This is a genomic window from Comamonas sp. B21-038, from assembly GCF_022387135.1.
Lineage (GTDB): Bacteria > Pseudomonadota > Gammaproteobacteria > Burkholderiales > Burkholderiaceae_C > Comamonas > Comamonas sediminis.
The window spans coordinates 1,807,973-1,819,738 of the sequence record NZ_CP092462.1 but is presented as its reverse complement, the minus strand read 5'-3'; the positions used below and the strand labels follow the sequence as shown (position 1 = coordinate 1,819,738).

At 62.0% G+C, this 11,766-nt stretch carries 8 protein-coding genes and 2 tRNA genes; 1 reads left to right on the top strand and 9 read right to left on the bottom strand.

What is annotated here, in order from left to right; translation table 11 throughout:
* Positions 1-175 precede the first annotated feature (175 nt).
* The 9 genes from MJ205_RS08180 to infA all read right to left on the bottom strand — a co-directional run bounded on the left by MJ205_RS08180 (position 176) and on the right by infA (position 10,778).
* Positions 176-1,558, bottom strand: a complete 1,383-nt coding sequence (locus MJ205_RS08180; protein ID WP_239811991.1) for an MFS transporter — start codon at positions 1,556-1,558, stop codon at positions 176-178.
* 94 nt (positions 1,559-1,652) lie between these two features.
* Entirely contained in the window at positions 1,653-3,329 is a 1,677-nt protein-coding gene (locus MJ205_RS08175; protein ID WP_239811990.1) for a hydantoinase B/oxoprolinase family protein, read from the bottom strand.
* Between the two features lie 2 nt (positions 3,330-3,331).
* Positions 3,332-5,434, bottom strand: coding sequence for a hydantoinase/oxoprolinase family protein (locus MJ205_RS08170; protein WP_239811989.1), 2,103 nt, complete (start codon positions 5,432-5,434; stop codon positions 3,332-3,334).
* 439 nt (positions 5,435-5,873) lie between these two features.
* Positions 5,874-6,176, bottom strand: a complete 303-nt coding sequence (gene yfaE / locus MJ205_RS08165) for a class I ribonucleotide reductase maintenance protein YfaE (RefSeq protein WP_305852726.1) — start codon at positions 6,174-6,176, stop codon at positions 5,874-5,876.
* Positions 6,173-7,306: a class Ia ribonucleoside-diphosphate reductase subunit beta gene (nrdB, locus tag MJ205_RS08160; protein WP_239811988.1), complete on the bottom strand. Its 1,134-nt coding sequence runs from the start codon at positions 7,304-7,306 to the stop codon at positions 6,173-6,175. Before nrdB ends, yfaE begins: the two co-directional genes overlap by 4 nt.
* A 14-nt stretch (positions 7,307-7,320) precedes the next feature.
* On the bottom strand, positions 7,321-9,582 hold the full coding sequence (nrdA, locus tag MJ205_RS08155) for a class 1a ribonucleoside-diphosphate reductase subunit alpha (RefSeq protein ID WP_373448923.1): 2,262 nt from the start codon (positions 9,580-9,582) through the stop codon (positions 7,321-7,323).
* Positions 9,583-10,078: 496 nt separating this feature from the next.
* A tRNA-Pro gene (locus tag MJ205_RS08150) sits at positions 10,079-10,155 on the bottom strand.
* 218 nt (positions 10,156-10,373) lie between these two features.
* Positions 10,374-10,450 (bottom strand) — tRNA-Pro (locus MJ205_RS08145).
* Between the two features lie 79 nt (positions 10,451-10,529).
* The gene (gene infA / locus MJ205_RS08140; protein ID WP_133856176.1) at positions 10,530-10,778 is read right to left on the bottom strand and encodes a translation initiation factor IF-1; all 249 of its coding nucleotides are present in this window, start codon (positions 10,776-10,778) and stop codon (positions 10,530-10,532) included.
* Positions 10,779-11,234: 456 nt separating this feature from the next.
* Here infA and MJ205_RS08135 point away from each other — a divergent pair, with 456 nt between their 5' ends.
* Positions 11,235-11,717: an EVE domain-containing protein gene (locus tag MJ205_RS08135; RefSeq protein WP_239811986.1), complete on the top strand. Its 483-nt coding sequence runs from the start codon at positions 11,235-11,237 to the stop codon at positions 11,715-11,717.
* Positions 11,718-11,766: the final 49 nt, after the last annotated feature.

Sequence of the window (11,766 nt, the reverse complement as noted above, 5' to 3'; positions counted from 1 at the left end):
CGCCGGGCACGGACGACGACTGCCCGGGCTGCCGATGATTATAGGTGGCGGCCCGACTCCCGTCGGACCGGCTCAACACCGTTCCAGCCTGCTGCGCCCTGCCCGTTACGCTGATAAAAAAACGCATCCGGAAGGGATGCGTTCGGGCTGGCGCAGCGCGCAGCAGCGCATCGGCTTACTGCACCGGATCACCATGCATCGGCAGACCGGTACGATCCCGGCTGCTGACCAGGGCGATGAGGCCGATGATGGCCGCGCCGATCAGGTAGTAGGCAGGCACGACAGGGTTGCCGGTGCGGGCGATCAGCCAAGAGTTGATCATCGGCGCTGTGCCGGCGAACATGGCCACGGCCACGTTGTAGCTCAGCGCCATGCCCTTGAAGCGCACGCTGGTGTGGAACATTGACGGGATGATCGAGTAGATGCTGCCCAGGAGCATGGCCAGGCAGAAGTTCAGCACCATCAAGGACGAGACCTTGGCGGCGGTGCTGCCTTCAAGCAGCAGGTGGAAACAAGGCACGGCCAGCACCGCGATGGCCAGGCTGGCGGCGGTCATCATGGTCTTGCGGCTGAGCTTGTCGGCCAGCATGCCCATCAGGGGGATCATCACCACCAGAAAGAGCTGTGGGCCCAGGGACAGCTTGAGGCCGGTGGCCACATCCACATGCAGCGCGCTGACAAAGTAGGTCGGGATGTAGGTGACGACGGTGAACAAGGTGACATTGGTCACGATGATGATGCCGGCCGACTGGAACAGCTCCTTCTTGTGGGTGGCGAACAGCACCTTCCAGCTCGCCTGGGCCAGTGCGTCATGCTGCTGCTTCATTGCGACAAAGGTGGGGGTCTCTTCGAGGTACTTGCGGATGTAGAGGCCAATGGCGCCCAGCGGCAGTGCAATCAGAAAGGGAATGCGCCAGGCCCAGTCCAGAATCTGGTCGGCACTGAAAAACACGGTCAGGATCGCGGACACCGAGGCACCAAAGAAGAAGCCGGCCATGCACCCAACCTCCACCCAGCTGGTGAGCAAGGTGCGGTTGCGGTCCCGGCAGTATTCGGCCACAAAGATGGCGGCGCCACTGGCCTCGCCCCCGGCGGACAGGCCCTGCATCAGGCGCAGCACGATCAGCAGCAAGGGTGCGGCGATGCCGATGCTGGCATAGCCGGGCAGCACGCCGATCAGGAAGGTGGAGATGGCCATCATGATGATGGTGATGGTCAGCACGCGCTTTCGGCCGTACTTGTCGCCCAGTGAGCCAAAGAAGATGCCGCCGATGGGCCGGGCAAAAAACGCAATCGCAAAGGCCGCCCAGGATGCGGTGACCTGCATCGTGGGCGAGCTGCTGGCAAAGAATACCTTGCCCAGCACTGCAGCCAGGTAGCCGTAGACGGAAAACTCGAACCATTCGACAAAGCTGCCGACCACCGAGGCCAGCACCACGCGGTTGAGCTCCTTGGACTGCACCGTGCGCGGCGCGGCCGTTGATGAGGGGGACGGCCAGTCGGTAAGGCTGGCACTGGGGGCGGCAAAGCCATCTGCCGTGGGATTTTGTGTGCGCATCGGGAGTCCTTGGTGTCCTGCAGTGGGAGAAAAAGAAATGCGGGCCAGCGCGCTGGAAGGGCCAGCGGCAGCGCCGCTGGCCAGCCTCAGGCGATCAGGCCGGGGTCCGTGGTGCCGCATGGGCGTAATCGGCCTGGGCTTGCTCGGCGCTGATGTAGCCATAGGCCACATCGCGCTGCACCAGCGCTGCCGGGCGCTGGGCCGCATCGCCGTTGCCGCCGCCTCCGGGCAGGTCCAGAATCAGGCGGCGCCCCGCCGGGATCTGCTGCTTGCCCTTGCCGCGCAAGGCGGTGCCGTCATCGAGCGCGACCTGGCCCAGCGCGCCGCTTTGGCCGCCGTTGTGGCCCCGGGCCGCAAAATGGACGCGGTCAAACATGGCGTTCAGGTCGAACTCGAAGCCCTCGGCCGAGCCCACCTCGATGCGCTGGCCCAGACCACCCCGCCAGCGGCCGGCACCGCCCGAGTTCGGGCGCAGCTCCTTGCGCCAGATAATGATGGGGCCGATGCTCTCGGTCACCTCGACCGACATGGCCTGCACGCCGCTGGGGAAGGCGGTGGCGCTCAGGCCATCGCTGGACGGGCGCGCACCGGTGCCCCCGGTATTGAACATCAGGATCTCGTGCTGCTGGTTGCGGGTGGCCGGCGTGATGCCCTTGAAGCGCATCTGCAGGTTCCACAGCGAGCTGGCCCCTTCGGCCGGGATCTCGCCCTGGCAAATGGGCTGCAGCGCGCCCAGCACCACATCGGGGATCAGGTGGCCGATCACATGGCGCACGGACACCGGGCGCGGGCGGTGGGCGTTGAGGATGCAGTCCTCCGGGGCGCTGATCTCGAAGGGCTCCAGCGAGCCCCAGTTGTTGGGGATCTCCGGCGCAATCGCGCATTTGAGCGCATAGGAGGCATAGGCCTTGGTGTAGGTCAGCGGCACATTGATGCCGTAGCGGCTGGGGTCCGAGGTGCCGGCGAAGTCGGCGCGCAGCTTGTCGGCCGCAATCTCCACGGCCACCACCAGCTCGATGGGCTTTTCATAGCCATCGACGGTCATCGCGTAGCGCTGGGTGCCATCGGGCAAGGCGGCGATGCGCTCGCGGGTGGCGCGCTGGCTGTTGTCGAAGATGAAGCGGGCCAGGTCTTCCAGGTCGCGCAGTTCAAACTCGGCCAGCATGCCCTTGAGGCGGCGCATGCCGGTGGAATTGCAGACGGCCAGCGAATGGAAGTCACCAATCACCTGGTCGCGCTCGCGCACGTTGTTGCGCAGGATCTCGATCAGGTCCTCGTTGAGCGCACCGGCGCGGAAGAACTTCATCGGCGGAATGCACAGGCCCTCTTCGTAGACATCGCTGCCGTCCGGGCCAAAGCCGCGCCCGCCGATGTCCACCACGTGGGCGGTGGCGGCAAAGTAGCCGATGTGTTCGCTGTGGCCGTCAGGGCCATAAAAGACCGGCGTGACGACGGTGATGTCGTGCAGGTGGCCGGTGCCCAGCCACGGGTCGTTGGTGACCAGCACATCGCCATCCTGGAGCGTGCTGCGCTCAAAGCGCTTCGCAAAATGCGCGACCGACTCGGCCATCGAGTTCACATGCCCAGGGGTGCCGGTCACGGCCTGGGCCATCATGCGGCCCTGCCTGTCGAACACGCCGGCCGACAAGTCGCCCGCCTCCCGCACGCTGGTGCAAAAGGCGGTGCGAATCAACGTGACTGCCTGCTCTTCCACCACCGAGATGAGGCGGTTCCACATGATTTGGTAATGAACGTCTGTATTGTTTGCCATGATCACACTCCGCTGTCGATGCGTTCCACCAGCATGCAGTCGTCTGACTGCAGCACAACCTTGAAGCCGGGGCTGACATAGGTCGAGGTTTCCTTTTCCACGATCACCACCGGGCCGGGCACAGCCTGGCCCCGGGGCAGGCCCAGGCGCTCATAGATGTCGCAGGCATAGAACTGGCCTTGCTTGCCGTCGAACACCTCGCGGCGGTCCAGCACCGTGCCGGCCCCCTTTTGCGGCGTCCCGCCCTGCTGCAACGCAGCCTTGGCCGGGGGCAAGGTCTTGGAACGCAAGGACAGTGCCCAACTCACCACCTCGATGTCGAGGCCGTCGATTGCGTGGCCGAACAAGGCCACATAGTTCTGCACAAAGGCCGCATTGAGCGCGGGCACGCTGTCCGGCCCAAAGTGCTGCACGGGCACCGAGACCGGAATCTCCCAGCCCTGACCGCAGTAGCGCATGAAGGCGCGCAGCTCTTTGACGGTCTCGCCGCCATAGCCGGTGTCTTGCAAAAACGCGCTCACCTCCACCTCCATCTCGCGCAGCATCTGGTTGACGGCTTCCCCATCGAACTGGCTCATGCGCATCACCGAGCTGCGCAGCGACTCATAGGCAAAGGGCGCACGCAAGAAGCCGATGGCCGAGCCCACGCCAGCTCCGGTCGGGATCAGCAGACGCTGGATGCCGAGCTTCTCGCAAAGCCGCACGGCATGCAGTGGCGCCGCGCCGCCGTAGGCGATCATCGTGTAGGCCTCCAGGTCCTGGCCGGACTCCACCGCATGCATGCGCGCGGCATTGGCCATGTTCTCGTCCACCACCTCAGCCACCGCGTAAGCGGCGCGTACTGCATCCAGACCCTGGGCCTGGCCCACATGGGCGTCCATGGCTTGTTCGGCGGCGGGCCTGTCCAGCCGCATGCTGCCGCCGGCAAAGCGGGCCGGGTCGAGCTTGTGCAGCAGCAGATCGGCATCGGTTACCGTGGGGCGTGCGCCGCCCCGGCCGTAGCTGGCCGGTCCGGGCTCGGAGCCGGCGCTCTCGGGCCCCACACGCACCTGGCGCATATCGTCAACATGCGCGATGGAGCCGCCGCCCGCACCTATCTCGATCATCTCGATGACCGGGATCGAGATCGGCATGCCGCTGCCCTTTTTGAAGCGGTAGCTGCGCGCGACTTCAAACACCCGCGCCGTCTTGGGCACATGCTGGTCGATGAGGCAGATCTTGGCGGTGGTGCCGCCCATGTCGAAGGAGACGACCTTGTCCTGGCCATACTTGGCCGCAAAATCGCTGGCGTAGATGGCGCCGCCGGCCGGACCGGACTCCAGCAGGCGCACCGGGAATTCGGCCGCATTGGCCAGTGACATCAAGCCGCCGCCCGAGTGGATCAGGTAGAGCGGGCAGTGCATGCCTTCTGCCAACAGCGCCTGGGCCAGGCGCTGCAGGTAGGAGGACATCAGCGGCTTCACATAGGCATTGGCGCAGACGGTGTTGAAGCGCTCGAACTCACGGATCTGGGGCGAGACCTCGCTGGAGATGGACACCGACAGCTGGGGCAAAGCCTGGGCAATCAGCGCGCGCACCCGTTTTTCATGGACCGGGTTCTTGTAGCTGTGCATCAGGCCCACGGCCACGCTTTCGTACTCGCCCCGGCGCAGCTGCGCAATCACATCCTGCACCTGTGCCTCATCGAGTGGTTGCAGCTCCTGGCCCTTGGCATCAAGCCGGCCCTGCACGGTAAAGCGGTGGTTGCGGGCAATCAGCGGTGCGGGCAGCTGGATGGCCAGGTCGTACTGCTCAAAACGGCCTTCGTTGCGCATCTCGATCACATCGCGAAAACCTTCGCTGGTGATGAAGGCGGTCCTGGCACCGCGCCGCTCGATCAGCGAATTGGTGGCCAAGGTGGTGCCGTGGATCACCGTGCCGATTTGCGATGGCGCAATCCCGGCCTGGGCTGCCGCCTGTTTGAGGCCGGTGACGATGGCGCGCTCAGGTTTTTCATAGTCGGTCAGGACCTTCTCACTGAACAGGACGCCATCGACCTCCAGTGCGATGTCTGTGAAAGTGCCGCCGATATCTGCCCCGGCGCGTATGACTTGGCTTGTTGCCATCTGGTATCTCCGAATCATGCAAGCTATGTGGATCAGAAGCTCTGATCTGGCAGCGATGATCAAGCGATCGCGCAGTCGGCGCAAACAAGAAATTCGAGGGCGGGCACAAGCCAGGCTTCGCGGGTAAAAACCATTACGCGCTAACCCGGTGGCCCTGCACAGCCACAGTGCATGCATGCCTGGTTTTTGGCCGCCCCTGCACCAGGCCTGCGCGCTGCTGCACCAAGCGGTGGCGGCCTGTACCCATCCGGGGGCGCAGGGGCAGTCAAGCGGCCGTCCAGCCCCCAGGCCCCTGCTTGTGTAAAGTTCGCCAGAGCAGCAGGGGAATGTGCTGGCGGCAGGCATTGCTGAGACAAAAAGCTGTCATCGCTGTGCATTGCAGGCAGCAAAAAAAAGGCCCCAAGCTCAGCATGGGGCCTGCGCACATAACGGCAGAGACCTACAGATCCAAAGCCAGCTGGCTCTTGTCGTCGGCGCTGGTTTCCAGTTGCCGGAGGCTGCACTCCACCTTGATGGGGGTCTTGACCACGCAGCAGCAGGGAACCACTTCATGGGGCCCGACAAAGGCCAGCGGCTCCTGGGTGTAGACGACTTCGCCTTCGACCAAGGTGAGGCGGCAGCTGCCGCAATAGCCACCACGGCACTGGTATTCCACATTGTGGCCAGTGCGCTCCAGCGCTTCAAGCAGGGTCTCCCCTGGCAGCACGCGTATGAGGGTGTCCGTGGTGCTGACCGTAGTCACAACTCGATTCCGCTCAGGTCATCCAGCGAGACTTCGGCGTTGATCTGGCCCACCAGGTAGGAGCTCAGCTCCACCTCTTGCGGGGCCACCTGCACGGTGTCGGACGACAGCCAGGTGTTGATCCAGGGGATCGGGTTGCTCTTGGCGTTCTCGAACGCGGGTTTGAGGCCGATCGCCGACATGCGGATGTTGGTGATGTACTCCACGTACTGGCTCAGAATGTCCTTGTTCAGGCCGATCATCGAGCCGTCGCGGAACAGGTACTCGGCCCACTGCTTTTCCTGCAATGCAGCTGTTTTGAACATTTCAAAGCATTCCTGCTCGGTCTCTTTGGCGATCTTGGCAAAGTCCGGATCGTCCTGGCCCGAACGCATGATGTTGAGCAAGTGCTGGGTGCCGGTCAGGTGCAGCGCTTCATCGCGGGCGATCAGGCGGATGATCTTGGCATTGCCCTCCATCAGCTTGCGCTCGGCAAACGCAAAGGAGCAGGCAAAGCTCACATAAAAGCGGATGGCCTCCAGAATGTTCACATTCATCAGGCACAGGTACATCTTCTTCTTGAGCTGGTACACATCGATCTCGTGCACCACGCCATTGATCGTGTGGCTGCCCGGGCCCAGCTGGGCGTGCAGCATCGCATCACGGATCAGGTCGTCGTAGTACGACGAGATGTCGCCCGCGCGCAGCTTGATGCTCTCGTTGCGCATGATGTCGTCAAAGATCACCGATGGATCGTTGACGATGTTGCGCAGGATGTGCGTGTAGGAGCGCGAGTGGATGGTCTCGGAAAACGCCCAGGTCTCGATCCAGGTCTCCAGCTCCGGCAGCGACACCAGCGGCAAGAAGGCCATGTTGGGGCTGCGCCCCTGGATCGAGTCCAACAGGGTCTGGTACTTCAGGTTGCTGATGAAGATGTGCTTTTCGTGGTCAGGCAGGTTCTGGTAGTCGATCCGGTCCTGCGTGATGTCCACTTCTTCAGGGCGCCAGAAAAACGAGAGCTGCTTTTCGATCAGCTTCTCGAAGATCGGGTACTTCTGCTGGTCGTAGCGGGCGACGTTGACCGGATTGCCAAAGAACATCGGTTCCTTGAGCTGGTCATTGTCGACCTTGGAGAAGGTGCTGTATGCCATCGCCTTCTCTCCGCTTAGATCTTGCAGGCGCCGCTGGCGCAGTCGTCTTCTGCAGCCGCGCCCTGCATGTCTTCGGCACCATCACGGGTGTTGTGGTAGTACAGGGTCTTGACACCCAACTTGTAGGCCTGCAACAGGTCCTTGAGCAGTTGCTGCATCGGCACCTTGCCGTCGGCAAAGCGCTGCGGGTCGTAGTTGGTGTTGGCCGAGATGGACTGGTCGACAAACTTCTGCATCAGGCCCACGAGCTTCAGGTAGCCATCGTTGTTGGGCATTTGCCAGAGCAGTTCGTACTGGCCCTTCAAGCGATCGATCTCCGGCACCACCTGGCGCAGGATGCCGTCCTTGGACTGCTTGACCGAAACAAAGCCCCGTGGAGGCTCGATGCCATTGGTCGCGTTGGCGATCTGGCTGGAGGTCTCCGACGGCATCAGCGCGGTCAGGGTCGAGTTGCGCAGACCATGGGTCTTGATCTCGGTGCGCAGCGTTTCCCAGTCGAGGTGCAGGGGCTCGTCGGTCAGGCCGTCGATGTCCTTCTTGTAGGTATCGATCGGCAGGATGCCGGCGGCGTAGTTGGTTTCGGCAAAGGCGGTGCAAGGACCGAATTCACGCGACAGCTGCACCGATGCCTTGAGCAGGTAGTACTGGATGGCTTCGAAGGTGCGGTGGGTCAGGCCATTGGCCGAACCGTCGGAGTAGCGCACACCATTCTTGGCCAGGTAGTAGGCGTAGTTGATCACGCCCACTCCCAGCGAGCGGCGCTTTTCGGTCGCAATGCGGGCAGCGGCCACCGGGTAGTCCTGGTAGTCCAGCAGTGCATCGAGTGCGCGCACGATCAGGTCGGCCAGCTCTTCGAGCTCGTCGGTCGATTCCAGCGCGCCCAGGTTGAATGCCGACAGGGTGCACAGCGCGATTTCGCCGTTCTCGTCCTTGATGTCTTCGAGCGGGTGGGTCGGCAGCAGGATTTCCATGCACAGGTTCGACTGGCGCACGGGAGCGACGGCCGGGTTGAACGGGCTGTGCGTGTTGCAGTGGTCCACGTTCTGGATGTAGATACGGCCGGTGCTGGCACGCTCTTGCATCATCAGCGAGAACAGCTCCACTGCGGGCAAGGTGCGCTTGCGGATGGATTCGTCGCTCTCGTACTTGACGTACAGCTCTTCGAACTTGTTCTGGTCGGCAAAGAAGGCCTCGTACAGACCGGGCACATCATGGGGCGAGAACAGGCTGATGTTCTGGCCCTTGATCAGGCGCTGGTAGAGCATGCGGTTGATCTGGATACCGTAGTCCAGATGGCGGATGCGGTTTTCTTCGACGCCACGGTTGTTCTTCAGCACGAGCAGCGACTCGGCTTCCAGGTGCCACAGCGGGTAGAACAAGGTGGCTGCACCGCCGCGCACGCCGCCTTGCGAGCAGGACTTGACGGCCGACTGGAACATCTTGAAGAAAGGCAGGCAGCCGGTGTGCTGCGCCTCGCCGCCACGGATCTCGCTGCCCAGCGCGCGAATGCGGCCACCGTTGATGCCGATACCGGCGCGCTGCGACACGTACTTGACGATGGCGCTGGTGGTGGCATTGATGCTGTCGAGGCTGTCGTCGCACTCGATCAGCACGCAGGAGCTGAACTGGCGCAGCGGCGTGCGCACGCCCGACATGATGGGCGTGGGCAGCGAAATCTTGAAGCGCGAGACGGCATCATAGAAGCGCTTGATGTACTGCAGACGGCGGTCGGCCGGGTACTTGGCAAACAGGCTCATCGCAACCAGCACGTACAGGATCTGCGGGCTTTCATAGATGCGCTTGGTCACCCGGTTCTGCACCAGGTACTTGCCTTCGAGCTGCTTGACTGCCGCGTAGGAGAAGTCCATATCGCGCCAGTGATCGATGAAACCGTTGATCTCGTCGTACTCTTCGCGGCTGTAATCGGCCAGCAGATGGGGGTCGTACTTCTTGAGCTCGGTGAGCTTTTGCACATGCTCGTACAGATGCGGCGGCTCGAACTGGCCGAACGCAATCTTGCGCAGGTGGAAGATGGCCAGGCGCGCTGCGACGTACTGGTAGTCGGGCGCGTCTTCGGAGATCAGGTCGGCGGCGGACTTGATGATGGTTTCATGGATCGCATCGGTGCGGATGCCGTCATAAAACTGGATATGCGACTGCAGTTCGATCTGCGAGACCGACACATTGCTCAGGCCCTTGGCCGCCCAGTCAATCACTCGGTGGATTTTGTCCAGGTCGATGGGTTCAACGCGACCGTCACGCTTGGTGACTCTCATAGTGCTTGTCTGGTTCATTTGCGATGTTTCTAATGGGATAAAAAACGCAGGACCACGGGCGCAGGACGCAGCTATCCCGCGCCAAAACGCGCCCGGCATCGCAGGCGCGCAGTGGCTGGAGGAAGACCAGCATCGGATAACCAGTGGGGGAAGCGGTGGACACTACATATGGTGTCTATGGGATTGAGTGTACGCTACCTGTAGCGTTCCTGGCAGCAAAAAAGCAGGCCCAATTTCTGCTAGGCAAAGCCTGTTTCAGCGAAGAATGCAGCAAAATCAACGTGCATCGGCTCGGAAAATATATGTATCCAGCCGGATACATTCCCCGCCCCGCGCAAGGGCATCGCCAAGCCATGTTGACGGCGATCGCCATCTGATTAATGGCTTGGGCGATGGCGCCATGGACCCACTTTGATGGTGGGGCGCAGCTGGCGTTTTTGGAACTGCCCAAACGAAAAACCTGCTGCACTTGCGTGCAACAGGTTCTCAATAGGGATGGTCGGAGCGGTGGGATTCGAACTCACGACCCTCTGCTCCCAAAGCAGATGCGCTACCAGGCTGCGCTACGCTCCGACTAAGCCGCTATTGTATATCGAGCCGCAGCCCCTTCTGGCGAAAATTGATTACTTTGACAACTTTTTAGCGGATCGGACGGTTGGCAGGCAGCGCCCCACCTTGACCGGACGGTCAACCAGGGTTGCCAGCGCTTTAACAATACAAGCCGTATCGAATCGTGGATCAGCAAAACAAAAAACCTGCTGCACGTGCATGCAACAGGTTTTTAAATGGAATGGTCGGAGCGGCGGGATTCGAACTCGCGACCCTCTGCTCCCAAAGCAGATGCGCTACCAGGCTGCGCTACGCTCCGACTAAGCCGTTATTGTAACCAGGGTTTGGGCTGCTGCATTTCGTATTTGACGATTTTTTTACAGCGGCCCTGCATCCGGTCAACGTTGGGTAGGTGCCGGGCCGCGGCCTGGCAGGTGACGGAAAGTGATGCGGCCCTTGCTCAGATCGTAAGGCGACATCTCCAGCGACACCTTGTCACCGGCCAGAATGCGAATGTGGTGCTTGCGCATTTTGCCGCCCGTGTAGGCAATCAGCTCGTGGCCGTTGTCCAGCTTCACGCGAAAACGCGAATCCGGCAGCACTTCGGTCACGGAGCCTTGCATCTCAATCAGTTCTTCTTTAGCCATATAAGTCGACGAATCCTTGTCTAGTGGTGCATGAACGAAACCGGTTCGCCATGCTGTTCTCTGTGCCACCAACAAGCGGTGGCTCTCTCCATGGTTCGGGATGGTCTTGCCAGCTCTCACCTCCCAGGGGGCAAGCGCCGTGCCAGGCCACTCAGCGAAGCGGCCATCAGCGGGCCCGCCAACGGGCCCCAACAACCAGCATCCCGCACACGATGTACCGCGCAGCTGCCAGGCAGCCAACGCAGTCAAGCCACAAAAGCTTGCAAAGCTCTCTATTGTACTATGTTGCTGCTGTTTACGCTTGGGCTGTCTCGTATAAACGCCGCCTGGCATCAACACTGCCGCAGCGCTTGTGCTTCCATAAACAGAGCGGCGCATCGTTTAGCATCAGCAGCATGCGCGCTCAGGTCAGGGCCGCGCTACCAGCCTGCCCCGCCCTCCTTACATCCAAGCACCATGAACGCTGCATCGACCCGCTACTGGCTGATGAAAAACGAGCCCGATGAATTCTCCATCGACCGCGCGCTCAACGCGCCCCAGGCGACGATCGCCTGGGACGGCGTGCGCAACTACCAGGCGCGCAACTTCATGCGCGATGACATGCAGGTGGGCGATGGTGTGCTGTACTGGCATTCGAGCTGCGCCGAGCCCGGTATTTACGGCATTGCCCGCATTGCGGGCCATCTGCGGCCCGATGCCAGCCAGTTCGACCCGAACTCCAAATACTACGACCCCAAGTCCAAACCCGAGGCCCCGCGCTGGCTGATGCTGGATGTGCAGGCGCTGCGCAAGATCCAGCCCATCACGGTGGCTGCGCTGCGCCAATACCCAGCGTTAGAAGATATGCGGGTGCTGCAAAAAGGCAACCGCCTGTCGATCACGCCGGTGGATGCGCGGCATTGGGACTTCATCATGGGCCTGGTGAAGGCACAGGACTGACGATGGCTGTGGGCGGCAGGATGGCCGCCCTGCCCCCTTGGCCAGCAAG